Consider the following 24,701-nt stretch of genomic DNA (forward strand, 5'->3'; position numbering starts at 1 on the left):
AGAAAAAGGGGCCGGCGAGGGGATCGCCGGCCCCTAGGGCATCCTGGGGTCAGGATATCGAGGGTAAATCGGAACGAACTGCCTTACTGGGCGGCGGTCGTCGTCGTCAGCGCGGCCATGTCGGTGCCGAGCGCCTTGGCGGCGGCCGCGAACTTCTTGCCGGCTTCGTTGCGGCCACCGGCTTCGCACAGCTTCTCGCCGGTCTGGACGAGGTTGAGCGCCTTGCGCGCCTGGTCGGGCTGCGCCGTGGCGGCGATGGCGCGGATCTGTGCCGGCGCGGTGTTGCAGGTCCCTTCAGCGGCCATGGCAGGCGACGCGGCGGCACCGAGGAAAGCGGCGCTGATGGCGATGGCGACGGGAACGAGGAAGAAACGGTTGGTCATGGTACTTGCTCCTTGCTGGCGTTCTGGGCGGGGCTGCCCGGGTGATCTCGTTCGGTTGAGCCTTACTCAAATCAACTGAGTGAAGCTTTAAGTGGCACTCAGAACCGGGTCAAGCGGAATTTGAGCGGCGGTCAGCATTTTTGTCGTTTTTGCAGCGCAACACGTCGTTTCTGCGGTAGAAACAAGGTTTCGTCAATGATTTTTGCTGCGCTGCACAATCACGCGGCGCGCTATCAGCCGCAAAAGTAGCAGCAGATCCGGACCGAAACCGAGTCCGACTCGGTTACAACAGGTGAGTCGCGGCGAGCCACCAACCGCGCGGTGCCAGCGCAGCCTCGGCGGCGCGACAGGCAGCCGGCGAATCATAAAGCGCGAGGCACGTTGCCCCCGACCCGCTCATCCGCACCAGTTGCGCACCGGCGGTTGCCGACAGCGCCGCGAGCACGTCCGCAATTACCGGGGCAATCGTCACCGCCGCCACCGTCATGTCGTTGCGCAACCCCGCCAGCGCGGCACCGGCCGTGATGCCACCATGGTCCTGCCCGTCCCAGCCGGCAAAAACCGGCCCGGTCGGCACCGCCACCCGCGGATTGACCAGTAGCACCGCCGTACCGGTCAGCACGTCGGGCCACGGCGCCAGCTGCTCGCCGCGTCCCGACCCCAGGCTGGTCACCGGCGCCACGCACGCCGGTACGTCCGACCCCAACGGATCGGCAATCGCGCGCAACCGGTCGGCCGGCCAGTCGAGCCCCCACAGCCGATTGAGCAGCCGTAGCGCCGCCGCCGCATCGGCAGAGCCGCCGCCCAGGCCCGCCGCCACCGGAATACGCTTGTCGAGCGTCAGCGCTGCCCCGGCATTGATACCGGCCGCCGCCGCCAGCGCACGTGCCGCCCGCAGCACCAGATTGTCCGCCCCCTGCCCCGCCGGCCCTGCAAACTCCCCGGTCACCGCCAGCGACAGGTCATCCGCAGGCGCCACCGCCAGCGTGTCGCCGAATGCCGTAAAGGCAAACACCGTCTCGATATCATTATAGCCGTCGGGCCGCCGCCGCCGCAGGTGCAGCGCCAGGTTCAGCTTGGCCGGCGCTGGTTCGGTCAGGCGCATGGCGTCGCGGGCTATTTCGCCGACACCATCACCAGCGCCGCATCGAGACCATAGTCGAGCTTTGCCGTCAGCGCCGCCCGTTCCTTGGCATCGGGATCGAGGTCGAGCGCCGCCCGCCACATGAACTTGGCATCGATGCGCCGGCCGACCTGCCAGTAGGCGTCGCCGAGATGCCCGGTCACCGTCGGATCGGTCGGCTCCAGCTTGCTGGCCTTTTCCAGCGTCGCCACCGCCTCGGCATAACGACCGCGGCGATACTGGCTCCAGCCCAGCGAATCGATGATGCCGCCATCCCCGGGACGCAGCTTGGCCGCCTGCTCGATCATCGTCGCCGCCAGGACCGGGTCGCCGCCCCGATCGAGCAGCGAATAGCCGAGATAGTTGAGCACGATCGGCTCGTCTGGCGACAGGCGCAGCGCCTCGCGCAGGTCGGCCTCCGCTGCGGGCCAATTGCCGCCGCGTTCGTTCATGCTGCCGCGCAGGAAATACAGGCCCCAGCTGGCATCGGCCCCGGCGACCGCGATCGCCCTGGTATATGCGGTGATCGCATCGGGAAAACGCTCTGCTCGGCGGTGCCAGTCACCGAGGCGCGTCCAGTCGTCGCTGCCGGCGCCATCGGCCGTCGCCGCCGCCGCCAGCAGCGTCCCGGCATCGCCGGCCCGTCCCATCGCCTCCAGAACCTCGGCACGCCGTGCCTGCGCCGCGGCGGCAAGCGGGCTGTCGGCCGGGATCATCGCATAGGCATCGAGCGCCGGCGCCTGCTGGCCCGATCGCGCCAGCACATCGCCGCAGATCAGCCAGGTTGCCGGCATCTCGGGCGCCAGGAAGCTGCCGACCCTGGCGAACAGCAGCGCCAGCGGCACCGGCTTGTCGCGCGACAGGTCGGTCGCCAGCCGTGCCGCCATCCAGCCGATGCCGCGGCGCGGATCGGGCGCCAGCGCGCCGATGCGCTTGCCGCGCTCCAGCTGCGCCCGCGCCGTCGCCACCATCGCGTCATCGCCCGCCAGCAGCTTCAGCGCCGCGGCCTTGTCGCCGCCTTGTGCCAAGGCATCGGCCTCGCCCTGCCGCAGGAAACTGATGCCGGTGCCGGTACCGGCGCGCAGTTCGGCATAGGCCGCCGCCGCTTCGGGCCATTTGCCCATCGCAGCGAGCATATGAGCGCGCTGCTCGGCGATGTATGAGCGCGCAAAACCGCTGAACGCCGCCGGATCGAGCTTCGCCAGCCCGTCGTCGCGCTTGCCGCGGCCGAACAGCGTCCAGGCCTCGACGATCGGTCCCACGACGACGCCATAGCCGGCGCTGGCCAGCCCGGCGCGAGCCTTGTCGGTTTCCGCCCAGTCCTTGCGCAGCACCGCGTCGGCCAGCAGCACCAGCGACACATCGGAATCGGCTGTACCTGTGCTGGCGATCTGGCGGGCGATCGTTGTCGCGAGCGTCCGGTCGCCCGATGCGACGGCCAGGTCGAAGGTTCGCCGTGTCAGCTCGGGCTGGCCCGGATCGGCAGCCCTGGCTTCGTCGAAATAGCGGGTGGCGCGGTCGAGCGCGTCATCGGCTGCCGCAAAGCGCCCGAGCACATAGCCGTGCAACGCGGATTCGGCGCTCGCCGGGGCAGGCACGACCTGGCGGGCCAGGGTCGCGGCCGGGGTGAGCAGGAGCAGGATGGCAAGGGTGCGGCGCATGGGTGGGACAGTGGCTTGGTTGGGGGTGGGAGTCGAGCCGTGGGGGCGGCGGGTTGATGACAGGGAGGGCATGGGCAAAGCCCATGCTGGCGTCGGACGGGTTCGGCCGGCGGAGCCGACCGCCCCGCCGGCCGAGCTTGCGCGAGGTGGGCGCGGCACGCGCCCTCCCGCGCTGCGCTACATATTCGGATAGTTCGGTCCGCCGCCGCCCTCCGGCACCACCCAGACGATATTCTGCGACGGGTCCTTGATATCGCACGTCTTGCAGTGGACGCAGTTCTGCGCGTTGATCTGGAAACGCGGCTCGTCGGTGTCCTGGCCGACGACCTCGTACACGCCGGCCGGGCAATAACGCTGCGCCGGCTCGTCGTACATCGGCAGGTTGACCCGGATCGGCACCGTCGGGTCCTTCAGCGTCAGGTGGATCGGCTGGTCTTCCTCGTGGTTGGTGTTCGACAGGAAAACGCTGGTCAGCTTGTCGAAGCTGATGACGCCATCGGGCTTGGGATAGGCGATTGGCTTGGCCGCGCCCTTGCGCTTCATATAGGTGAAATCAGGCTTCAGCTTCATCGTGAACGGCAGCGTATAGCCGAGATATTCCATCCACATCGACACACCGGCGAGGCCGGTGCCGACCAGGTTGCCGTATTTTTCGACGAGCGGAAGCGTATTGCGCACCATCTTGAGCTCGTCATGGACCCAGCTCTTCTTGTAGGCCTCGCCATAGGCGACGAGCTCATCGCTACTGCGCTGGCTGGCGATCGCCTCGACGGCAGCATCGGCGGCCATTATTGCCGTCTTCATCGCGGTATGGCTGCCCTTGATGCGCGGCACGTTGACGAAACCCGCCGAACAACCGATCAGCGCGCCGCCAGGGAAGGTCAGCTTCGGCACCGCCTGCCAGCCGCCGTCGTTGATGGCGCGGGCGCCATAGGAGACGCGGCGGCCACCCTCCAGCATCTCGCGGATCGCCGGATGCGTCTTCCAGCGCTGGAATTCATCGAACGGCGACAGATAGGGATTGTCGTAGTTCAGCCACACCGAAAAGCCGAGCGCGACCTGGCCGTTGGCCTGGTGATAGATGAAGCCGCCGCCGTTGGCGTCGCTGAGCGGCCAGCCCTGCGAATGGATGACCTTGCCCGGCACATGCTTGTCGGCCGGAATGTCCCACAGCTCCTTGAGGCCGATGCCGAAGATCTGCGGCTGGCTGTTTTTCCACAGGTCGAAATGCTTCGCCAGCTGCTTCGACAGATGGCCACGCACCCCTTCGGCGAAGAACGTGTACTTGGCGTGCAGCTCCAGTCCCGGCTGCCAGCTGTCCTTGCGCGTCCCGTCGCGGGCGATGCCCATGTCGCCGGTGGCGACCCCCTTGACGCTGCCATCGTCGTTCCACAGCACTTCGGCCGCTGCAAACCCCGGGAAGATCTCGACGCCCAGCGCCTCGGCCTGGGTCGCCAGCCAGCGGCACAGATTGCCCAGGCTGACGGTGTAGCAACCCTTGTTGTTCATGAACGGCGGCATCAGGCCGTGCGGAAACTCGTACTTCTTGCCCTCGGTCAGGATCCAGTGGTGGTTCTCGGTCACCGGCACCGTCATCGGGCTGTCGAGGTCGCGCCAGTTCGGCAGCAGTTCATCGAGCGCGCGCGGATCGACGACGGCCCCCGACAGGATATGCGCGCCGATCTCCGAACCCTTTTCGAGGATGCAGACCGACAGTTCGACACCCATCTGCGCGGCCTGCTGCTTGGCGCGGATCGACGCGGCGAGGCCCGCCGGCCCGCCGCCGACGATCACCAGGTCATAGGGCATTGATTCACGGTCGGTCATCGATCAGCCTTTGTCGCTCCGGCCGCCTGACGCATTCGTAACGACACGTCGCGGCTTTGCCATGATTCACCAGATACGGAAGCCATTGCGGCTTGACCAGAGGCCGTTAGGCCGCATCATGACAGTCGTGCGACAGGGCAACATGAATATCGGGGATGCCGAAGGGGTGTCGGCGCTTGCCTGGCTGGTGACCGCCGGGGCCGATGCGCTGGTCACCGACACGCCGCGCAACTGGCTGGCGGCACCGCCGGTTCCGCGCCCGGTGCAGCGCCCAGCCGCCGCGATCGCCGCGCCGGCCGCTACCGCGCGCACCGCGGCTCCCGCCGCGGCGACCGCGCTCGCCGATGCCGCCATGGACCTGCCGGCGCTGGCCTCGGCGGTCGCCGAATACAGCCATCCGCTGCGCCGCCCCGGCCTGGTGCCGCAGCTGTGGCGCGGCGAACCCGGAACCGCCGTCGCGATCCTCTGCGACCAGCCGGAGGAACCCGGCAGCCCGGCCGCCCTGCTGCGGGAGCGCATGCTCGCCGCCATCGGCCTGGCGCCTGCCGACCATGCAACCGGCCATGTTGTGCCCTGGCCACTGGCCCGTGCGCCGCGCGCCGAGGAGGCGACGACCTTTGCGCCCTTCCTCGCCCGCGCCATCGCCCTTGCCCGGCCGCGCTGCATCCTGGCGCTCGGCCAGGCCGCGTCGTCGGTCGCCGGCGACCCGCGCGGCATCGCCTCGCTGCGCGGCAACTGGCTGGCCGCCGCCGGCATTCCGCTGCTGGCGACATTTCACCCGCGGCAACTGCTCGCGCAACCCGAACTGAAGCGCCTTGCCTGGGCCGATCTCCAGACCTTCGCGGCGCGAATCGAGAGCCGATGATCAAGACACTCTCCCTTGCCGCCCTGCTGATTGCGGGCGCCGCGCACGTCCCCGCACAGGCCGAAGTCGCCGACCCGGGCGACACCGTTCTCACCGTCACCGCCAATCGCCCCGGCATCACCGCCCGCCAGCGCGCCGTGCCGCCGCAACTGTCCGCTGCCGACCGCGCCGCCTATCGCCAGATCTTCCTCGATATCGAGGCCGGCCGTACCAGTGCCGCCGAAGCCGGACTGATGAATGTTGGCAACGGGCTGCTCACCGAAACCGCCCGCGCCCAGCTGATGATCGTCCGCGGTTCGACCGGAAAGCTCAGCCGCTCCGAACTCGCCACCTGGCTGCAGGCCTGTCGCGACTTGCCCCAGGCCCAGCGCATCGCCCAGATGGCGGCACGGCTGCCCGGCGCCGATACCGCGCCGCTGCCGCTGCTGCCGACGGTGAAGCCGTTCCGCACCGTCAGCTACACGGTGGCACCAAACGACGCCGGCCCGATCGACCTCAGCACCGGCGGCGCCATCAAGCTGCTGCTCGCCGCCGATCGCAATGCGGAGGCGGAGGCGCGCTGGATCGCCGACGCAGGTTCGCTGTCGCCGGGCGCGCGCAGCCAATGGGCGCAGCGCATCGCCTGGAGCTATTACGGCGCCAACGACAATGTCGCCGCGCTGCGCCTGGCGCAGGAAGCCGCCAAGGCCAGCCACTATGGCAATGGCCAGTATCCGGCGCTCGGCGCCTGGGTCGCCGGGCTGGCGGCGTTCCGCACCGGGCAATATGACCTCGCCGCCCGGTCATTCGACCAGGTTCTCACCAAGTCGCCCGCCGGCGATCTCGCCGCCGCCGCCAATTTTTGGGCCAGCCGCGCGCATTTGGCCGCCGGGCGGCCGGAACTCGTCTCCGAACGCCTCGAAGCCGCCGCCAGGACGCCGAACAACTTCTACGGCCTGCTCGCCCGCCGCACCCTCGGCCTGCCGGCGGCGCAGGACTGGAACGAGCCCGATTTCATCACCGCCGACTGGAACCATCTGAAGACCGTCCCCGGTGCCAAGCGCGCCGCCGCGCTGATCGAGATCGGTCAGATCGGCCTCGGCGACCGCGAACTCCGCTACCTCGCCCAGACCGCGCCCGAGGCCGACTATCCGGCCCTGCTGCGGCTTGCCGCCCGGCTCGGCCTGCCGGCGACGCAGTATAGCCTCGCCGTGCGCCCGCCGGCCGGCATCGAGGCGCCGCTGTCGGCGCGTTATCCGGCGCCGGATTGGGTGCCGGCGCGCGGCTGGCGGGTCGATCGCGGGCTGGTGTTCGCCCATGCGCTGCAGGAATCGACCTTCATCACCACCGCCACCTCGCGCGCCGGGGCCAAGGGCCTGATGCAGCTGATGCCCGGCACCGCCCGCCAAGTGAAGGCCGAAATGACCGAGGCCGCGCTGTCCCAGGGATCCGCCTTCGTCGTAGGCGACCTGGCCGATCCGGCGTTCAACATCGAAGTCGGCCAGACCTATCTCGAGGCGCTGCGCGACATGAGCTATACCCAGGGCCTGCTGCCCAAGGTGGTCGCGGCGTACAATGCCGGTCCGGGCTCGGTGCAGCGCTGGAACGCGACCCTCGATGATCGCGGCGACCCGCTGCTGTTCATCGAATCGATCCCGTTCAAGGAGACACGGCACTATGTCGAGGTCGTGCTGCGCAATTACTGGATGTACCAGCTTCGCGACGGGGTGAAGCCGGCGAGCATGGACGCGCTCGCCGCCAACATGTGGCCGAAATTCCCCGGCATGCCCGGCGCCGCCGGCATCAAGATGGCGCCGCGACCGCTGATGGCGCCGTCGACCGTGCCGGCCCCGCTGCTACCCGGCAGCGTGCCGCCGCAGCTGAAGCTCGACGAGGACGACCAGGTGACGGTTACCGCGGGGCTCTCGCAGTAGAACAACCCTGTCACCACGGCGACGGCCGGGATGACAAGCGCAACGCACCCGCATACCCTCCCCCCATGCCCATCGATGAAACCCGCACCTTCACCCCGATCCGTATCGCGGTCCTCACCGTCTCGGACACCCGCAACGCCGCCAACGACACCTCGGGCGACACGCTCGTCGATCGCCTGACGGCCGCCGGCCACATTCTCGCCGCCCGCGCCATCAGCCGCGACGATGTCCCGCTGCTGGTGGCGCAGCTGAACGACTGGATCGACGACCCCAAGATCGACTGCATCATCAGCACCGGCGGCACCGGCGTCACCGGCCGCGACGTGACGCCCGAGGCGCTGGCCCAGGTGCAGGACAAGGACATTCCGGGTTTCGGCGAGCTGTTCCGCTGGCTCAGTTTCCAGACCATCGGCACCTCGACCATCCAGTCGCGCGCCTGCGCCGGTGTCGCCCGCGGCACCTATATCTTCGCCCTGCCCGGCTCCACCGGCGCCGTGAAGGACGGCTGGGACGGCATCCTGCGCGACCAGCTCGACAGCCGCCACCGGCCCTGCAACTTCGTCGAGCTGATGCCGCGGCTGCGCGAGGGCTAGACAGGCACCAGCCCGGCCAGCTTCGTCTGCAACTGGCCGCGCAGCAGCCACAGGCTGACCAGCGCCTGCACCGTCACCGCCGCCACCGACAGATACCACAGGTCATGAAGGGCGACGCCGGGCTGCCGCGCCATCAGCAGCGCCGGGCCGATGAACGCCACCGCGCGCACGATCGAGCTGATCAGCGCCGGCCGGGTGTCGCCGAGCGCCTGGAACATCCCCGAGCAGGCGAACACCAGCCCGATCGCAACGAAGTTGAGCGAGATGATGCGCAGGTAATCGACCGCCACCGCCACCACCGCCGCTTCGTCGGTGAACAGCACGACCAGCAGCTCCGGCCGCCACTGGCAGAACAGCGTCAGCACCACCATCAGGCTGCTGCCGATGATCGCCGCGGCGCGGAACGTCGCGCGCACCCGATCGGCCTGGCCGGCGCCGAAATTTTGCCCGGCGATCGGCGCGGTCGCAAAGGCCACCGCCATCGCCGGCAGGAAGATCGACTGCATCAGCCGCGAGCCGATGCCATAGCCGGCCTGTGCCGCCGCACCATAGTCGCGGATGATCCAGAAGATCACCGCATTGAGCAGGAACATCATCAGGAACTCGCCCGATGCCGGCAGGCCGACCGCGGTGATCCGCCACCATTGCTGCCAGATGGGTGCCAACGCCCCGGGCCGCAGGCGCAGACGATGCTGCCAGCGCCCGAAGCCGATGCAAAAGGCAATGCCGCCGATGACGGTCGCGATCGAACTTGCCCAGCCGGCGCCGGCGACCCCCAACGGATGCCCCGTGCCCCACCCGGCGACCAAGACCGGCGCCAGCACGATGTTGATGCCAATGGTGGCGATCTGGATGACCATCGGCGGCCCGACGACGCCCGCCGCGCGCAGCGTGGACCCGATGACGGCCAGCGGGAACATCAACACCAGCGACGGCAGGAACGCCACCAGATAGGCCACCGCCGCATCCCCCGTCGCCGCATCGGCGCCGAGCGCCCGCACCGCGCCGAGCCCGACTGTATAGCCAAGGACCGCCGTCACCAGGCCCATCGCCAGCGACATCGACAGCGCCTGGTCGACGACCGTCTGCGCATCGGCGTCATCACGCCGCCCGATGGCCTGGGCGATCAGCGCCAGCGCGCCGACCGCGACCAGTTGCGTCGCCGCCATGACGATGAACGTCGAGGCGCCGGCACTGGCCACGCCGGCAATCGCCGCATCGCCGAGCCGTGCCACGAAATACAGGTCGACGAGGAAATAGGCCGTCTGCGCCACCAGACCGACGCCGATGAACGCCGCCATGCCGACCAGATGCCGCGGTATCGAGCCGGTTGTCAGATCACGCACGGCCGCACCCCCAATCCGGCGCGGGGATAGGCGATCGCCGGCCGGGCAACAAGGGATGTGGCTGCCGCAGGGCCTTTAGGCTGGCATGACCCGCCCAAGCTGCCAGTGTGGTGCCATGTCCCTCCCACTCGAATCATCGACCTTCCAGGATATCATCGTCGTCCTCGGCGCCGCCGGGCTGGTGATTCCGGCCTTCGCCGCGCTCCGCATCTCGCCGGTTGTCGGCTTCATCCTCGTCGGCGTCGCGGTCGGGCCGTTCGGCATCGGGCATTTCGCGCCCGCCTATCCCTGGCTCGGCAATTTCACCATCTCGCATGCCGAAACGCTGGCGGCGCCGGCCGAGATCGGCATCGCGCTGCTGCTGTTCGCCCTCGGCCTCGAACTTTCCATCGAACGGCTACGCACCATGCGCGTCCTCGTCTTCCGCACCGGGATCGGCCAGATCGTCGCCTGCACCTTCGCGCTGATCCTGCTGCTGCTGCCCTTCGCCCTGTCGCCGACGGTGACGCTGACGCTGGCGCTCGCCCTGTCGCTGTCATCGACCGCCGTAGGTCTGCAGATGCTCAGCGCCAGCGGCCGGATGGGCACCCAGGCCGGGCGCACCGCCTTCGGCATCCTGCTGGCGCAGGACATCGCCATCGCGCCACTGCTGCTGTTGCTCAGCGCCGGATCGGCCGCCGATGGCTTTATCTCCAGCCTGGCGATGGGGCTGCTCGCCATTGGCGGCGTCGCACTGGCCGGCCGGCTGCTGCTGCCGGCGCTGTTCCTGCAGGCAGCGCGCACCCGCCGGCCGGAGCTGTTCCTGGCGGCGGCGCTCGTCGTCCTGATCGGCAGCTCGGTCGCCACCGCCAGCGTCGGGCTGTCGCCCGCGGTCGGTGCCCTCGTCGCCGGCGTCATGCTTGCCGAAACCGACTACCGGCGCCAGGTCGAGGCGGCGATCGCGCCGTTCCAGGGCCTGCTGCTCGGGGTGTTCCTGATCTGGGTGGGGATGCAACTCGATCTCGGCGCCGTCCTCGCCGATCCATTGCTAATTCTCGGCGGCGTTTTTGCCGTCTGCGCGGTCAAGGCGGCCGTCATCTTCGTGCTGCTGCGCTGGGAAGGCCGCGGCACCGGCGTCGCCGGCCATGTCGCCACCCTGCTGGCGGCACCGTCCGAAACCAGCCTCATCCTGCTCGGCACCGCTGCCGCCACCGGACTGACCGGCGGCGGCGCCGCGCAGACCGCGCTGCTGGTCACCGGCCTGGCGCTGGCGATCGCCCCGCTGCTGGGGCTGCTCGGTCAACATATCGAAACCCGATTCGGCGCCGGGCGCGCCGCGACGGCAGCCTCCGACACCGCCGCGCCCGACCGCACCGTCATCATCGGCTTCGGCCGCGTCGGGCGCCTGGTGGCGGCGATGCTCGACACCCACGAGCAGCCCTATATCGCCGTCGACAGCGACCCCGACGAGGTCATCCGGCTCCGTGCCGCCGGCAAGCCGGTGATCTATGGCGACGCCCGCCGCCCCGAACTGCTCGACGCCCTCCATCTCGAAACCGCGCGGGCGGTGGTATTGACCATCGACGCCGCCGACAGCCTCGACACGCTGGTCCGCCTGATCCGCGAACGCCACCCGGCGCTGTGCGTCGTCGTCCGCGCCCGCGACGCCGACCATGCGTCGCGGCTCTACGCCCAAGGTGTCACCGATGCGGTGCCGGAAACCATCGAATCGAGCCTGCAACTTGCCGAGGCCGTGCTCGTGGACCTGGGCGTGCCGATGGGCCCGGTCATCGCCTCCATCCACGAAAAGCGCGCCGAACTGCGCAGCCGCATCCAGGCCGGCGGCCCGACACGGCCGCGGCGCGCGGTGCGCCGGCGATCAGTCACCTAGGCGGGCGCATGGCAGACCGCCTCGATGTTATGGCCGTCCGCATCACGCACAAAGGCGGCATAGTAGTTCGGGTGGTAATGCGGCCGCAGCCCCGGGGCACCGTTATCGGTGGCGCCCGCCGCCATCGCGGCGGCGTAAAAGGCATCGACGGCATTCCGGTCGTCTGCCGTGATCGCGACGTGCAGCGGCGGCGCCGTCTGTCCTTCCGCCCCGATCCAGAAATCGGGCTTGCCGTCGCGACCGAAACCGGCGGCAGCGGCACCGCTCTCCGCCTCCGCGGCGGTCGCCTCCATTATCAGCATGTAGCCGAGCGGCGCCAGGGCGGCCGTGTAGAAGCGTTTCGCCGCCTCATAGTCGCCCACACCGCAACCGAAGTGATCGATCATCGCAAGCTCCTGCAGGCAATGGGCTGGATGCGGAGAATAACCCGCCTCGGGGCCGCGGACTAGCCGCAGTGAATGTGACCGCCTAGTCTCGCGGCAACGATCAAGGGGTCCCGAATGAACCGTCGCCAGTTGCTGCAATCCGCGGCCAGCCTGTTTGCTGCCGGCGCCGCGCCGGCCTTTGCCGCGGCCGATGAAGACGCGCGGCTGCGCGCGCTGCTCGACCGCTTCTGGGCGGAACAGCTCGATCGCCACCCTCAGCAGGTGACGGCGCTCGGCCTCGATACCGGGGCGCGTGCCGGCCAGCGGGCGCTGCTCAACGATGCCACCCGCACCGGCCGCGAGGCCTATGTCGCCGCCAATGCCGACCGGCTGGTCCGGCTTGCCGCCATCGACCGCGCGAAACTGTCGCCGGCAGCGCAGATCGATCACGACGTCGTCGCCTATCAGGCCAGGCGCGTCGCCGACGGCGGCAAGCACTTCCGCTTCGGCGAAGGTTCGGACGGCTTCGGCTATATTCCCTACTCGCCCTATGCCGTCAGCCAGCTTACCGGGCCATACCAAAGCGTCCCCGACTTCATTGTGTCGAACCATCCGGTCGCCACCACCGCCGACGCCGACGCCTGGCTGTCGCGCCTTGCCGCCTATGCCGCCTCGATCGACGCCTCGACGACCAATCTCGAAACCGATGCCGCCGCCGGCGTGCTGCCGCCCGATTTCGTGCTGGACCTCACTTTGGGCCAGTTGCAGAGCCAGCGCGCCATCGATCCCGCGGCCGCCAAGCTCGTCACCGTGCTCGGCGACAAGACCACGGCGGCCGGCATTCCCGGCGACTGGCAGGTTCGCGCCCAGGCCATCATGGCCGGCAAGGTCGCGCCGGCGCTCGATCGCCAGATCGCCGCGGTGCGCCGCCTGCGCGCCCAGGCCCTCCCCGATGCCGGCGTCTGGAAGCTGCCCGATGGCGAGGCCTATTACGCGGGCGCGCTCGCCTTCCAGACCACGACGACCATGACGCCCGATGCCGTCCACGCCCTCGGCCTCGCCCAGGTCGCCGACCTGTCGGGCCGGATCGACACGCTGCTGAAGGGCGAAGGGCTGACGCAGGGCAGCGTCGGCGACCGACTGACCGCGCTGGCGCAGCGGCCGGACCAGCTATGGCCCAACACCGATGCCGACCGCGCCGGGCTGCTCAAGTCGCTGAACGAACAGACCGCCACCGTCCGCGCGCTGCTGCCCCGGGTGTTCGCCACGCTGCCGGCGGCAAACGTGGAGATCGTCCGCGTGCCGCCCGAAATACAGGCCGGTGCGCCGGGCGGCTATGCCGTCGGCGGCAGCCTCGATGGCAAGCGGCCGGGGCGATACTACATCAATCTCAAGGACACGGCGGAATGGCCCAAGTTCAACCTGCCGACGCTGACCTATCACGAGGCGCTGCCCGGCCATAACTGGCAGGGCGCCATCGCCCGCGAATCGCCCGACATCCCGGCGCTGCGCCGCTTCGGTGGCTTTGCCGCCTATGGTGAAGGCTGGGGGCTTTATTCGGAAGACCTGGCCGCCGAACTCGGCGTCTATGCCGGCGATCCGCTCGGTGAGATCGGGCACCTGCAATCGCTGATGTTCCGTGCCGTGCGCATGGTCGTCGACACCGGGCTGCACTTCAAGCGCTGGAACCGGGCACGCGCGACCGATTACATGGTGACCGCCACCGGCTTTGCCCGCGGCCGCGCCCAGCGCGAGATCGACCGTTATTGCGTCTGGCCGGGCCAGGCGTGCAGCTACAAGGTCGGCCATACCGAGTGGCGACGCCTGCGCCAGGCCGTCGAGGCCAAACAAGGCACAGCGTTCGATATCAAGGCCTTCCACGAGGTGCTTCGCATGGGATCGATGCCGCTGACGGTGCTCGCCCAGGTCGTGCTGGCGCGCGCGTGACGGTACCGTCCGCCGACACGCTGCTGATGGACGCCGCCGAGGTCGACGCCTTCATCGCCGCCGCCTTTCCGGAAGTGCCCGACGACCGCCGCTCGCGCATCGCCAGCGCCCGGCCCGGCCATGTCCGCATGACGATGATGCCCGACGCCAGCCATCTTCGGCCGGGCGGCATCGTGTCCGGCCCCACACAGATGGCGCTCGCCGACCATGTCGCCTATGCGCTGGTGCTGGCCCATATCGGCCCGGTGGCGATGGCGGTGACCAGCGCGCTGACGGTGCATTTTCTGCGCGCCTGCCCGCCGATGCTGCTGACCGCCGACGCCCGGTTGCTGCGCCTCGGCAAGCGGCTCATCGTCAGCGACGTGCAGATCTGGACCGACGGTCCCGACCGCCCGGTGGCGCAGGCGTCGGTCACCTATATCGTGCCGTGATAACCGGGCGGCGGGCTGCCGTCGGCCGCGGTCGTCATAATGGTCGTTCGTACAGCACGGTCGGGTGGGCAGCGAAGTTCCGCGCCGCGTAGAATCCGCGAGCCGCCGCATTGTCGGGCTCGCTGAGCACCCAGCCCGCCGTGCAGCCATCGGCACGGGCGATGCTGCCGAGCCGATCCACCAACGCCGTCGCCACGCCGCGGCGCTGCCAGGCCGGCGTCACTCCCAGATTGTCGATATAGAGTTCGGTGGGTTGGTCGGGGTGGCGCAGGATCAGGCCCTGCACCTGCCCGATCACTCGACCCCCGACGATCGCGACGACCAGCACGACATCGGGCGACGCCAGCCAGTCACGCGCCCGCTCAGGATCGATCGGCGCGTCGAAGACATCGACTTCGACTTCGGCCAGCCGCGCCAGGCTGCTGCCGTCGATCCGGCAGATTTCGACCCCTGGCAGGTCAGGCAGCATCGGCCCGCAAGGCGAGCGCGGCCCGCACGGCTGCGATGGCATCGGCAGCCTTGGCCGCGTCGGGCCCGCCCGCCTGGGCAAAATCGGGCCGGCCACCGCCGCCCTGCCCGCCCAGCGCCGCCGAGGCGATGCGGACGAAATCGACCGCCGAGCGGCTGTCCTTCAGATTATCGGTGACGCCGACCGCGACCGAGGCACGGCCATCGTTGACCGCGACCAGCACGGCGACGCCCGAGCCGAGGGTCGTTTTGGCATCGTCGATCAGCCCGCGCAGGCTCTTGGGGTCGAGCCCCTCGAGCACCTGCCCGATGAAGCCGACGCCGCCGACGCTTTCCGGTGCGGCGGCGCCGCCGCCGCTCGCCGGCCCCGCCATCGCGAGCGCCTTCTTCGTCTCGGCCAGTTCGCGTTCGAGCCGGCGGCGCTCCTCGACCAGCACCTCGACCCGCGCGGCCACCTCATCCGGTCGCACCCGCAACGCCGCCGCCGCCGCCTTCAGCCGCTCTTCCTGGTCGGTCATGTAGCGCCGCGCCGCTTCGCCGGTCAGCGCCTCGATGCGCCGCACGCCGCTGGCCACCGCCGATTCGGCCGTTATCTTGAACAGCCCGATGTCGCCCAGCGCCGTGACATGGGTGCCACCGCACAGCTCGGTCGAATAATTCGCCTCGTCATCGCCGCCCATGCTCAGCACGCGGACTTCCTCGCCATATTTTTCGCCGAACAGCGCCAGCGCCCCGGCCTCGATCGCCGCATCGGGCGTCATCAGCCGCGTCGACACCGGGCGGTTGCCGCGGATCTGGGCATTCACCTCGGCCTCCACCGCGGCGATATCCTCCGCCGTCAGCGCCCGCGGCTGGCTGAAATCGAAGCGCAGGCGATCGGCCGCAACCAGCGAGCCCTTTTGCGTGACATGGCCGCCGAGCCGATGGCGCAGCGCCGCGTGCAGCAGGTGCGTCGCCGAATGATTGGCGCGCAGCCGGTCGCGCTTGTCGGCATCGACGACCAACGAGACGGTGTCGCCAACGGCAATGCTGCCACTTTCGACCGTGCCGTGATGGACGTGCAGCTTGCCCAGCGGTTTCGACGTGTCGCTGACGGTGATCGCCACACCGTCGCCACTGATCAGGCCCGCGTCACCGGCCTGGCCACCGGACTCCGCATAGAATGGCGTCTGGTTGGTGACGATGTCGACGCTGGCACCGGCCTCGACCCGGTCGACCTGCTTGCCGCCCTGGACCAGCGCGACGACCTGGGCCTGGCCCTTCACGCCCGAATAGCCGGTGAATTCGCTGGCACCCTTCGCCTCGACGATGTCGAACCACACCGTGTCCGACGCCTTGGCGCCGCTGCCCGTCCAGGCGGCGCGAGCGGCGCGCTTCTGTTCGGCCATCGCCACATCGAAGCCGGCGCGGTCGACCGTCTGGCCCTGGCTGCGCAGCGCGTCCTCGGTCAGGTCATAGGGGAAACCGAAGGTGTCATACAGCTTGAACGCGACATCGCCAGGCAGCACATCGCCCGGGCCCATCTTCGCCGTCACCTCGTCGAGCAGGCGCAGCCCATTGACCAGCGTTTGCCGGAACCGGGTTTCCTCCAGCTTCAGCGTCTCCTCGATCAGCGCCTGGGCGCGGGCCAGTTCAGGGAACGCGACGCCCATTTCGGCGACCAGCGCCGGCACCAGACGATACATCAGCGGCTCGGCCGCGCCGAGCAGATGGGCGTGGCGCATGGCGCGGCGCATGATCCGGCGCAGCACATAGCCGCGTCCCTCGTTCGACGGCAGCACGCCATCGGCGACCAGGAAGCCCGACGAACGCAGGTGATCGGCGATGATGCGATGCGAGGCGGTGGACGCGGCATCGGTCGCCGGCTGCGTCCGCTCCTCGCTGGCGCGGATCAGCGCCTTGAAGGTGTCGGTCTCGTAATTGTCATGGACGCCCTGCAGCACCGCAGCGACGCGCTCCAGCCCCATGCCGGTGTCGATGCTGGGTCGCGGCAGGTCGAGGCGGGTCGCGGCATCGACCTGCTCATATTGCATGAAGACGAGGTTCCAGATCTCGACGAAACGGTCGCCGTCCTCGTCGGGGCTGCCCGGCGGGCCACCCGGAATATGATCGCCATGGTCGTAAAAGATTTCGGAGCACGGCCCGCACGGCCCGGTATCGCCCATCGACCAGAAATTGTCGTTGGTCGCGATACGGATGATCCGCTCGTCGGGCAGGCCGGCAATCTGCTTCCACAGCAATGCCGCCTCGTCGTCGGTATGATAGACGGTGACGGTCAGCCGGTCGGCGGGAATGCCCCACTCCTTCGTCAGCAACGTCCAGGCATGCTCGATCGCCTGCGGCTTGAAATAGTCGCCGAAGCTGAAATTTCCGAGCATTTCGAAGAACGTATGGTGGCGCGCGGTATAGCCGACATTGTCGAGATCATTGTGCTTGCCGCCGGCGCGAACGCATTTCTGCGACGACACGGCAGTGACATAGGGGCGGGTTTCCAGGCCGGTGAAGACATTCTTGAACGGCACCATGCCGGCGTTGACGAACATCAGCGTCGGGTCGTTCTGCGGCACCAGCGGCGCCGACGGCACGACGCGATGCCCCGCGTTCTCGAAATAGGCGAGGAAGCTGCGACGGATATCGTTGGAAGAAATCATTTGTCAGGACTTAGGCGACAGGACGCCGTTCCTCAAGTGGCGGCAATGACGCCGCTTCGGGGGATCGTTTCAGGCGCGCGCCGATACCAGCCAGATCGCGGCGGGCAATGCCACTTCGCCCTCGGCCAGATAGCCGGCATAGGCCGCGGCAAGGCGTTCCTTCGCGATCGCCTCCACTTGCGGCCCGGCCTCCCGGACGGCGCGCGCCGCCGGGCCGATCCGCAGCGCGAACTGCACCGCCGCCGCCACGGGATCGTCGCCGGTGCCTATCACCATCGCAAAGGGCATGGCGTGAAAGGCGATATCCTGCCAACCGGCGTCGGCCAGGATCGCGCCGGTGTGCTCGGGATCGGCAAAGGCGAACGGCCCTGGCGCGTGCGGATCGGCCGGCGGCTGCGGCGGCAGCACATCGGCGAGGAGTTGCAGCGGCAGGGTCGCCCAGATGTTTTCTGACGGCGGCTGCCAGCAGGCAAAGCACAGCCGCGCGCCCGGGCAGGCAAGCCGGAGCAAATTGCCAAAGCCGGCAACCGGGTCGGCGAAGAACATCACGCCGAAGCGCGAAACGATGAGATCGAAGCCATCGACCTCGTCATCGAACGTCGCCGCGTCGGCATTGCGGAAATCAGCCTCGCTCAGCAACTCCTCGGCACGCTCCCGGGCGCGGGCGAGCAGCGGCTCCGAAATGTCGATACCGATGGTCAGACCGTCGTCGCCGACCGCATTGGCCAGCGCCAGCGTCGTCTCGCCGCTCCCGCAGCCGACATCGAGCGCGTGCTCGCCCGGCTGCGGCGCCGCCAGCGACAGCAGCGTCGCGGTCACCGGCGTCAGCGCCAGGTCCATCCGCTCCTGCATGCGGACCCAGGTCTCGCCGACCTTGCCGTTCCAATATTCGACTTGCTCGGCATTGCTCATCGACGGCGGTCCTCAGGGTAGCTTCTGGAACAGGCCGGTGACGCGGCGCATGAACGGCGTGAACAGTCGCGCCTGGCCCGGCTTTTCGGCGGCGAAGCGGATGACTTCCGACAGAGTCGGATAGGCGTAGGTATGATTGGCGAGATCGCCGAGGCTCAACTTGCCGCTCACCGCGAAGCCGAGCAGCGCGACGAGCTCGCCGACATGGGCACCGACGATGGTGGCGCCGACAACCTTGTTGCCCACCGCCATGATCTTGAGGAAGCCGCGGACGTCATGCTCGGCGATCGAACGGTCGATATGGTCGAAGTCGTGGCGCAGCACCTCGACCCTTGGATGTGCCGTGCGCGCCGCGGCCTCGGTCAGGCCGACTTGGCCCAGCTCGGGATCGGTATAGGTGACCGCCGGCAGCGCCGAATAATCGGCCGCCTTGCGGAACGGGAACAGCGCATTCTGGATGACGCAGCGGGCATCCTGGTTGGCGGCATGGGTCAGCCGCGGGCCTTCGCGGCAATCGCCGATGGCAAAGATGCGGGGGTTGCTGGTGCGGAGGTATTTATCGACCGTGATGCCGGCCTTGGTCGACGCAACACCGGCGATGTCGAGGCCATAACCCGCGAGGCGCGCCGCGCGGCCGGCGGCCACAAGCAGATGCGATCCGGCGATGACGCTGCCGTCGGCCAGTGTGAGCCTGACCGCGCCGGCGCCTCCCGCGGCTGAGGCGATCTTCACGCTCTCGTGCAGGACGACGCCGTCGGCGACCAGCTGGCGGCGGACCACGGCGACGGCATCGGGATCGTCGCGCGGCAACAGTGTGCCGACGTCGACAAGCGTCACCTCGCTGCCGAGCCGGGCAAAGGACTGCGACAGCTCGCAACCGATGGCACCGCCCCCGATGATGACCAGGTGATCGGGGCGTTCGGCGATATCGAAGATGGTTTCGTTGGTGTTGAACGGCACGTCATGGATGCCGGCAATCGGCGGCACGGCGGGATCGGAACCGGTGGCGATGACGAAGCGCCGGCCGGTGACGCGCCGGCCACCGACTTCGATCGCATCGCGGCCGGCGAAGCGTGCATGGCCAAAGACGACCTCGACGCCGAAATCCTCGAACACCTCGGGCGAGTCATGCGGTTCGATGGTGGCGATGGCGCCATGGACGGCGCGGTGCGCCGCAGCCCAGTCGATCGGAGCCCCGCCCCGCGCCTTGGCGGCAATCGCGATCAGTGCCTTCGACGGCACGCAGCCGGTAAACAGGCATTCACCGCCGAGCCTGTGCTGTTCGATCAACAGGGTGCGGGCGCCGAGCTGGGCCGCACCGCCGGCGGCCACCAGGCCGGCCGCCCCGGCGCCGATCACCACCAGGTCATAATGATCATGGGCCGGGCGGGACCGGTCATGGTCCATGGTTGCGGGTGCGTTCATGACCAGCAATTCGGCCGTTTTGGCTGGCCGGGTCAACCCGAGATTTCAGGCGGTAGCTCGAGAGGTCCGCCCGTTGCACACCCTTGTCCCGAACCCGGCCCGCCGCACTTGCGACCGACCGGGCCAGAGGAACCTACATTTCGGCGTCGTCGCCATCATCGGCATCGGGCCCGGCCATCAGCGCGTCGGAGATACCGGCAGCATTGTCGCGAATGACCTTTTCGATCTTCGCTGCCATCTCGGGATGTTCCTTCAGATACTTCTTGGCGTTTTCACGGCCCTGGCCGATCCGGATCGAGTCATGGCTGAACCAGGCGCCCGACTTCTCGACGACGCCGGCCTTGACGCCGAGGTCGAGGATTTCGCCCAGCTTCGAAATGCCTTCGCCGTACATGATGTCGAATTCGACCTGCTTGAACGGCGGCGCCACCTTGTTCTTGACGACCTTCACCCGCGTGGTGTTGCCGACGACCTCGTCGCGATCCTTGATCTGGCCGGTGCGGCGAATGTCGAGGCGCACCGAAGCGTAGAATTTCAGCGCGTTGCCACCCGTCGTCGTTTCCGGGTTGCCGTACATCACGCCGATCTTCATGCGCAGCTGGTTGATGAAGATCACCATGCAGCGCGACCGGCTGATCGATCCGGTCAGCTTCCTCAATGACTGCGACATCAATCGCGCCTGCAGACCGACATGGCTGTCGCCCATCTCGCCTTCGATTTCCGCGCGTGGCACCAGCGCCGCGACCGAATCGACGACCAGCACGTCGATGGCGTTGGAGCGCACCAGCGTGTCGACGATCTCCAGCGCCTGCTCGCCGGTATCCGGCTGCGAGACGATCAGCTCGTCGATGTTGACGCCGAGCTTCTTGGCATAGGCCGGGTCGAGCGCATGCTCGGCATCGACGAAGGCCGCGGTGCCACCGCCGCGCTGCGCCTCGGCGATCGCATGCAGTGCCAGCGTCGTCTTGCCCGAGCTTTCCGGACCGTAGATCTCGATCACGCGGCCGCGCGGCAGGCCACCGATGCCGAGAGCGATATCGAGGCCCAGCGACCCCGACGAAATCGCCTCGACCTCCATCGTCTCGCGCGAGCCGAGCTTCATCACCGAGCCCTTGCCGAAAGCCCGATCGATCTGGGCGAGAGCTGCCTCGAGCGCCTTTTGCCTGTCCATGCTGCCGTCAACTACCTTCAATGCCGCTGCCATGCTCTCCGCCCTTTCGTAAACGTCTGTCGCATCACGTCAATGCCGCACTTGTATCGTATTTGTTCCTACAGAACAAGGGGAGAACACGAAAATTCAATCGGTCGGATTGACGTTCTATATCATAGGGTTGCCCGCTGCGCCTCGGCGATCGCCGCGGTCAGGTCGGCCAATGCGAACGGTTTCGCAACGAACCGCACGCCGCTGGCATTGGCGGCGCGGTGCAGCGGCGGTTCGGCAAAGCCCGACATCAACACGATCGCCAGCCCCGGCCGCATCGTCAGCGCTCGCGACGCCAGCTCGACACCGTCGATGCCGGGCATCATCACGTCCGAAACCAGCACGTCGAAGGTCGCTTCGCCGTCGAGATGCGCCAGCGCCGCCATGGCCTCCGGCGCCGCGGTGACCAGGGCGCCCTGCCGCTTCAGGCCGCGCTCCAGGATGCTGCGCACGGCGGGATCGTCCTCGACCAGCAGTACCCGCGTGCCGGTGATCGGCAGCGCGGCGCCGCGCTGGACAGGCGGCGCCGGCGCCACCGTCTCGGGCGCCGGCACGGCGGGCAGGAAGATGGAGAACACCGTGCCCTGGCCGCCGGTGCCGGGCCGGGTGAACACATACCCGCCGCTCTGCTTGACGATGCCATAGACCGTGGACAGCCCCAGCCCGGTGCCCTGGCCCTGCGGCTTGGTGGTGAAGAACGGCTCGAAGATCTTGCCGGCGATCGCCGAGGGGATGCCCTCCCCGGTATCGCTGACATCGATGACGACATGGTCGGCCTGGGGTATGATGCGGTGGCCGAGCCCGGCAATGTCGGCCGCCAGCACATCGCGCAGCGCGATCTCCAGTCGCCCGGTCCCGCCCATCGCGTCGCGGGCATTGACCGCCAGGTTGACGATGATCTGCTCGATCTGGCCCGGATCGGCGCGGACGGCATTGCGCGGCGCCCCGCCGATCTCGAGCGTGACTCCTTGGCCGAGCAGCTGCGCCAGCAACGGCCGCAACGCCTCGATCAACGGCATCAGGTCGAGGATCTGCTGCCGCTGCGGCTGCTGCCGGGCAAAGGCCAGCAGCTGTTCGACCAGCGCCGCCGCCCGCCGACCGTTGCGGCCGATCTCGTCGAGACTTTCGTGATCGTCAGAACCGGGGGGGTGCCGCTCCAGCAGCTGGTCGGTCAGCGCCAGCACCGCCGTCAGGATATTGTTGAAATCATGGGCGATCCCGCCGGCGAGCTGGCCCACCGCCTGCATCCGCGTCGCCGCGGCAACCTGGGCCTCCAGCCGCTGTCGGTCGCGGATATCGCGCAGCGCCATGATCGCGGCGACGCCGAACCCGGGGGGCACCGGCGTGATGGTGATGATCTGCTTGTCATCGGGACGGTTCTGCAGCGCAGCCAGAACCTCCAGCCCGCTGCTGCTGTCGATCGATTGCCGGACAGCAGCGGCGATCCGATCGGCGTCGTCGGGCACCACCAGCCACTCGGGCCGCGCTCCCGGGCGGCAACCGGCACCGACGGTGGCGAACAGCGCATCATTGCCGACCACGATGCGGCCGCTGCGCGACAACAGCGCCAGTGCCATCGGCAATGTCATCAATACCTTGGCGATCCACGGGCTGGCCTCGCCATCGGCATAGGGCGCCGGCCAGCCGTCGGGCCGGCGCGGCGCGGCCAAGGACCGATCGTCAGCCGTAGCGCTGCTCCGTCCAGGGGTCGCCTTCGTTGTGATAGCCGCGGGTTTCCCAGAAACCGGGCTTGTCGGCGGGCAGTATCTCGATGCGTTTCAGCCATTTGGCCGATTTCCACAGATAATAGCGCGGAATGATGGCGCGCACCGGGCCACCATGCTCGCGGCCGATCGGCGCCCCGTCATGGCTGTGCGCCAGCAGGCAGTCGCCGTCGGCAAAATGATCGAGCCGCACGTTGGTCGTATAGCCGTCATAGCCGTGGAGGACGACATGGGCGGCATTGGGCAGCGGCTGCACCACCGACAGCAGATGCTGGGTCGAAACGCCCTGCCAGCTATTGTCATAGCGCGACCATTGGGTGACGCAGTGAATGTCCGACACGTCCTCGAACGGCGGCTGGGCCATCAGCGCGTCCCAGTCCCAGGTGATCGGGTTAACGACGGCGCCATCGACGGTCAGCCGCCAGTCGGCGCGCGGCACGTCGGGCTGGATGCCGAGATCGAGCACCGGCCAGTTGGTGACCAGGTGCTGCCCCGGCGGCAGGCGATGGGCATGCTCCTCGTCAGGCGTCCCGGTCAGCAGCCGGCCGGCGCGGGCCCAGGCCTGCTTGACGGCGACCAGCTTGTCCCTGAAGCCGCCGTCGTCCGTCATCAGCCGCGATCCCGCATGATGCGCGCCGCTTCCCGCTTCCAGTCGCGGGTCTTTTCGGTCTCGCGCTTGTCGTGGAGCTGCTTGCCCTTGCCCAGCGCCAGCTCGACCTTGGCGCGGCCGCGATCGTTGAAATAGATCGACAGCGGAATCAGCGTCATGCCCTGGCGCGCCACCGCCGCGCCCATCTTGTTGATCTGGCGCTCGTGGAGCAGCAGCTTGCGCGGGCGCTTCGGCTCGTGATTGAACCGGTTGCCATGGCTGAACTCGGGGATGTTGGCGTTGACCAGCCACATCTGGCCGTCCTGCAACTCGGCATAGGCTTCGGCGATGCTGCCTTCCCCGCCGCGCAGCGCCTTTACCTCGGTCCCCGCCAGCGCAATGCCGGCCTCGACGACGTCCTCGATGAAATATTCGTACCGCGCGCGCCGGTTCTCGGCGACGGTCTTGACCTTCACGGTCTCCTTGTGCGGCCGGACCATCAGGCGAGCCCGGCATGGTTGAGCGCGGCATCCACCGCCGCTCGCGAGGCGGCATCGGGTTCGACGATCGGCAGGCGGACATCACTGGTCATGTGCCCCAAACGCGCCAGCGCATATTTCGTCGGCCCCGGCGACGTGTCGCTGAACAAGGCAGCGTGGAGCGGATAGAGTCGATCGTTGATGGCGAGCGCCGTCCGGAAATCGCCCGCCAGCGTCGCCGCCTGGAACTGCGCGCACAGTTTCGGCGCGACATTGGCGGTGACCGAGATCGCACCGACACCGCCCATGGCATTGAAGCCGAGCGCCATGTCGTCATTGCCCGACAACTGGACGAAATCGGCGCCGCACGCCTCGCGCTGGGCGGAGACCCGCGCGAGATTGCCGGTAGCGTCCTTCACTCCGATGATGCGCGGCAGTTTTGCAAGCGCCGCCATCGTCTCGGTGCTCATGTCGGCGACCGACCGCCCCGGGATGTTGTAGATGATGATCGGCAGTTTCGAGCGCTCGGTCAGCGCGGTGAAATGCGCGATCAGCCCGGCCTGGCTCGGCTTGTTGTAATAGGGCACGACGATCAGCGCCGCATCGGCGCCGACCTTTTCGGCATGGGCCATGTGCGCGATGGCCGTGGCGGTATCGTTGGATCCGCACCCGGCGATGACCGGCACGCGCCTGGCCGCCGTTTCGACACAGGCGGTGATGACGGCATAATGTTCGGCGTGGCTCAGCGTCGGCGATTCGCCGGTGGTGCCGACGGGGACAAGGCCGTTCGAGCCCTCGGCGATCTGCCAGTCCACGAACGCCGCAAAGCCGGCAAGGTCGACCGCACCGTCCTTGAACGGCGTCACCAGCGCCGGGATCGAACCCTGAAACATCTATACCCTCGAAAGCCTTCACCCCGCCACGGTTA

21 protein-coding genes are annotated in these 24,701 nt (G+C 68.5%); 6 read left to right on the forward strand and 15 right to left on the reverse strand.

Annotated features, from left to right (window positions below; genetic code table 11):
* Window positions 1-83: 83 nt before the first annotated feature.
* The 4 genes from ACP7AI_RS03975 to ACP7AI_RS03990 form a co-directional block, all read right to left on the reverse strand.
* A complete protein-coding gene (locus ACP7AI_RS03975; RefSeq protein ID WP_426164322.1) occupies window positions 84-383 on the reverse strand; it encodes a hypothetical protein in 300 nt (99 codons plus the stop codon).
* A 283-nt stretch (window positions 384-666) separates the two neighbouring features.
* On the reverse strand, window positions 667-1,488 hold the full coding sequence (locus tag ACP7AI_RS03980) for a 4-(cytidine 5'-diphospho)-2-C-methyl-D-erythritol kinase (protein ID WP_426164324.1): 822 nt from the start codon (window positions 1,486-1,488) through the stop codon (window positions 667-669).
* Between the two features lie 11 nt (window positions 1,489-1,499).
* Window positions 1,500-3,167, reverse strand: coding sequence for a tetratricopeptide repeat protein (locus tag ACP7AI_RS03985; protein ID WP_426164326.1), 1,668 nt, complete (start codon window positions 3,165-3,167; stop codon window positions 1,500-1,502).
* 177 nt (window positions 3,168-3,344) lie between these two features.
* The gene (locus ACP7AI_RS03990) at window positions 3,345-4,994 is read right to left on the reverse strand and encodes an electron transfer flavoprotein-ubiquinone oxidoreductase (RefSeq protein ID WP_426164328.1); all 1,650 of its coding nucleotides are present in this window, start codon (window positions 4,992-4,994) and stop codon (window positions 3,345-3,347) included.
* 118 nt (window positions 4,995-5,112) lie between these two features.
* Between ACP7AI_RS03990 and ACP7AI_RS03995 the strand changes: the two genes are divergently transcribed.
* From ACP7AI_RS03995 to moaB, 3 genes are all read left to right on the forward strand, one after another.
* A complete protein-coding gene (locus ACP7AI_RS03995) occupies window positions 5,113-5,859 on the forward strand; it encodes a uracil-DNA glycosylase family protein (protein WP_426164330.1) in 747 nt (248 codons plus the stop codon).
* Window positions 5,856-7,772: a transglycosylase SLT domain-containing protein gene (locus ACP7AI_RS04000; RefSeq protein ID WP_426164332.1), complete on the forward strand. Its 1,917-nt coding sequence runs from the start codon at window positions 5,856-5,858 to the stop codon at window positions 7,770-7,772. Before ACP7AI_RS03995 ends, ACP7AI_RS04000 begins: the two co-directional genes overlap by 4 nt.
* Before the next feature lie 65 nt (window positions 7,773-7,837).
* Window positions 7,838-8,365: a molybdenum cofactor biosynthesis protein B gene (gene moaB / locus ACP7AI_RS04005; protein WP_426164335.1), complete on the forward strand. Its 528-nt coding sequence runs from the start codon at window positions 7,838-7,840 to the stop codon at window positions 8,363-8,365.
* Here the strand turns inward: moaB and ACP7AI_RS04010 are convergent.
* Window positions 8,362-9,711, reverse strand: coding sequence for an MATE family efflux transporter (locus ACP7AI_RS04010; RefSeq protein WP_426164337.1), 1,350 nt, complete (start codon window positions 9,709-9,711; stop codon window positions 8,362-8,364). The two genes, moaB and ACP7AI_RS04010, sit on opposite strands and share 4 nt — an antisense overlap.
* A gap of 115 nt (window positions 9,712-9,826) precedes the next feature.
* On the opposite strand from ACP7AI_RS04010, the gene ACP7AI_RS04015 reads away from it, so the two are divergent.
* On the forward strand, window positions 9,827-11,581 hold the full coding sequence (locus tag ACP7AI_RS04015; protein WP_426164339.1) for a cation:proton antiporter: 1,755 nt from the start codon (window positions 9,827-9,829) through the stop codon (window positions 11,579-11,581).
* Here the strand turns inward: ACP7AI_RS04015 and ACP7AI_RS04020 are convergent.
* A complete protein-coding gene (locus ACP7AI_RS04020) occupies window positions 11,578-11,967 on the reverse strand; it encodes a VOC family protein (protein WP_426164341.1) in 390 nt (129 codons plus the stop codon). The genes ACP7AI_RS04015 and ACP7AI_RS04020 overlap by 4 nt on opposite strands.
* 114 nt (window positions 11,968-12,081) lie before the next feature.
* Between ACP7AI_RS04020 and ACP7AI_RS04025 the strand changes: the two genes are divergently transcribed.
* Entirely contained in the window at window positions 12,082-13,893 is a 1,812-nt protein-coding gene (locus ACP7AI_RS04025; RefSeq protein WP_426164343.1) for a DUF885 domain-containing protein, read from the forward strand.
* The gene (locus ACP7AI_RS04030) at window positions 13,890-14,324 is read left to right on the forward strand and encodes a PaaI family thioesterase (protein WP_426164345.1); all 435 of its coding nucleotides are present in this window, start codon (window positions 13,890-13,892) and stop codon (window positions 14,322-14,324) included. Before ACP7AI_RS04025 ends, ACP7AI_RS04030 begins: the two co-directional genes overlap by 4 nt.
* A gap of 34 nt (window positions 14,325-14,358) precedes the next feature.
* On the opposite strand, the gene ACP7AI_RS04035 is transcribed toward ACP7AI_RS04030, so the two are convergent.
* The 9 genes from ACP7AI_RS04035 to dapA all read right to left on the reverse strand — a co-directional run bounded on the left by ACP7AI_RS04035 (window position 14,359) and on the right by dapA (window position 24,666).
* Window positions 14,359-14,793 (reverse strand): GNAT family N-acetyltransferase, encoded by a 435-nt coding sequence (locus ACP7AI_RS04035; RefSeq protein ID WP_426164347.1) that lies wholly within the window; start codon window positions 14,791-14,793, stop codon window positions 14,359-14,361.
* Complete coding sequence (gene alaS / locus ACP7AI_RS04040) at window positions 14,783-17,443, reverse strand: alanine--tRNA ligase (RefSeq protein ID WP_426164349.1); 2,661 nt, start codon at window positions 17,441-17,443, stop codon at window positions 14,783-14,785. The genes ACP7AI_RS04035 and alaS overlap by 11 nt, the downstream gene beginning before the upstream one ends.
* 69 nt (window positions 17,444-17,512) lie before the next feature.
* Window positions 17,513-18,355: a class I SAM-dependent methyltransferase gene (locus tag ACP7AI_RS04045; RefSeq protein WP_426164351.1), complete on the reverse strand. Its 843-nt coding sequence runs from the start codon at window positions 18,353-18,355 to the stop codon at window positions 17,513-17,515.
* Window positions 18,356-18,367: 12 nt separating this feature from the next.
* Window positions 18,368-19,780: a dihydrolipoyl dehydrogenase family protein gene (locus ACP7AI_RS04050; RefSeq protein WP_426164353.1), complete on the reverse strand. Its 1,413-nt coding sequence runs from the start codon at window positions 19,778-19,780 to the stop codon at window positions 18,368-18,370.
* Between the two features lie 133 nt (window positions 19,781-19,913).
* Complete coding sequence (recA, locus tag ACP7AI_RS04055) at window positions 19,914-20,984, reverse strand: recombinase RecA (RefSeq protein WP_426164355.1); 1,071 nt, start codon at window positions 20,982-20,984, stop codon at window positions 19,914-19,916.
* Between the two features lie 119 nt (window positions 20,985-21,103).
* Complete coding sequence (locus tag ACP7AI_RS04060) at window positions 21,104-22,651, reverse strand: hybrid sensor histidine kinase/response regulator (protein ID WP_426164357.1); 1,548 nt, start codon at window positions 22,649-22,651, stop codon at window positions 21,104-21,106.
* Between the two features lie 10 nt (window positions 22,652-22,661).
* Entirely contained in the window at window positions 22,662-23,315 is a 654-nt protein-coding gene (locus tag ACP7AI_RS04065; protein ID WP_426164359.1) for a sulfite oxidase-like oxidoreductase, read from the reverse strand.
* Window positions 23,315-23,794: an SsrA-binding protein SmpB gene (smpB, locus tag ACP7AI_RS04070; protein ID WP_426164361.1), complete on the reverse strand. Its 480-nt coding sequence runs from the start codon at window positions 23,792-23,794 to the stop codon at window positions 23,315-23,317. The genes ACP7AI_RS04065 and smpB overlap by 1 nt, the downstream gene beginning before the upstream one ends.
* Window positions 23,794-24,666: a 4-hydroxy-tetrahydrodipicolinate synthase gene (dapA, locus tag ACP7AI_RS04075; RefSeq protein WP_426164363.1), complete on the reverse strand. Its 873-nt coding sequence runs from the start codon at window positions 24,664-24,666 to the stop codon at window positions 23,794-23,796. The genes smpB and dapA overlap by 1 nt, the downstream gene beginning before the upstream one ends.
* Between the last annotated feature and the right edge of the window lie 35 nt (window positions 24,667-24,701).

This window comes from Sandarakinorhabdus sp. DWP1-3-1 (assembly GCF_049896705.1).
Taxonomy (GTDB): Bacteria; Pseudomonadota; Alphaproteobacteria; order Sphingomonadales; family Sphingomonadaceae; genus Sandarakinorhabdus.

Coding starts and splice junctions, on each gene's coding strand:
- ACP7AI_RS03975 (WP_426164322.1), bottom strand. CDS start 383: ATGACCAACCGTTTCTTCCTCGTTCCCGTCGCCATCGCCATCAGCGCC.
- ACP7AI_RS03980 (WP_426164324.1), bottom strand. CDS start 1,488: ATGCGCCTGACCGAACCAGCGCCGGCCAAGCTGAACCTGGCGCTGCAC.
- ACP7AI_RS03985 (WP_426164326.1), bottom strand. CDS start 3,167: ATGCGCCGCACCCTTGCCATCCTGCTCCTGCTCACCCCGGCCGCGACC.
- ACP7AI_RS03990 (WP_426164328.1), bottom strand. CDS start 4,994: ATGACCGACCGTGAATCAATGCCCTATGACCTGGTGATCGTCGGCGGC.
- ACP7AI_RS03995 (WP_426164330.1), top strand. CDS start 5,113: ATGACAGTCGTGCGACAGGGCAACATGAATATCGGGGATGCCGAAGGG.
- ACP7AI_RS04000 (WP_426164332.1), top strand. CDS start 5,856: ATGATCAAGACACTCTCCCTTGCCGCCCTGCTGATTGCGGGCGCCGCG.
- moaB (WP_426164335.1), top strand. CDS start 7,838: ATGCCCATCGATGAAACCCGCACCTTCACCCCGATCCGTATCGCGGTC.
- ACP7AI_RS04015 (WP_426164339.1), top strand. CDS start 9,827: ATGTCCCTCCCACTCGAATCATCGACCTTCCAGGATATCATCGTCGTC.
- ACP7AI_RS04020 (WP_426164341.1), bottom strand. CDS start 11,967: ATGATCGATCACTTCGGTTGCGGTGTGGGCGACTATGAGGCGGCGAAA.
- ACP7AI_RS04025 (WP_426164343.1), top strand. CDS start 12,082: ATGAACCGTCGCCAGTTGCTGCAATCCGCGGCCAGCCTGTTTGCTGCC.
- ACP7AI_RS04035 (WP_426164347.1), bottom strand. CDS start 14,793: ATGCTGCCTGACCTGCCAGGGGTCGAAATCTGCCGGATCGACGGCAGC.
- alaS (WP_426164349.1), bottom strand. CDS start 17,443: ATGATTTCTTCCAACGATATCCGTCGCAGCTTCCTCGCCTATTTCGAG.
- ACP7AI_RS04045 (WP_426164351.1), bottom strand. CDS start 18,355: ATGAGCAATGCCGAGCAAGTCGAATATTGGAACGGCAAGGTCGGCGAG.
- ACP7AI_RS04050 (WP_426164353.1), bottom strand. CDS start 19,780: ATGAACGCACCCGCAACCATGGACCATGACCGGTCCCGCCCGGCCCAT.
- recA (WP_426164355.1), bottom strand. CDS start 20,984: ATGGCAGCGGCATTGAAGGTAGTTGACGGCAGCATGGACAGGCAAAAG.
- ACP7AI_RS04065 (WP_426164359.1), bottom strand. CDS start 23,315: ATGACGGACGACGGCGGCTTCAGGGACAAGCTGGTCGCCGTCAAGCAG.
- smpB (WP_426164361.1), bottom strand. CDS start 23,794: ATGGTCCGGCCGCACAAGGAGACCGTGAAGGTCAAGACCGTCGCCGAG.
- dapA (WP_426164363.1), bottom strand. CDS start 24,666: ATGTTTCAGGGTTCGATCCCGGCGCTGGTGACGCCGTTCAAGGACGGT.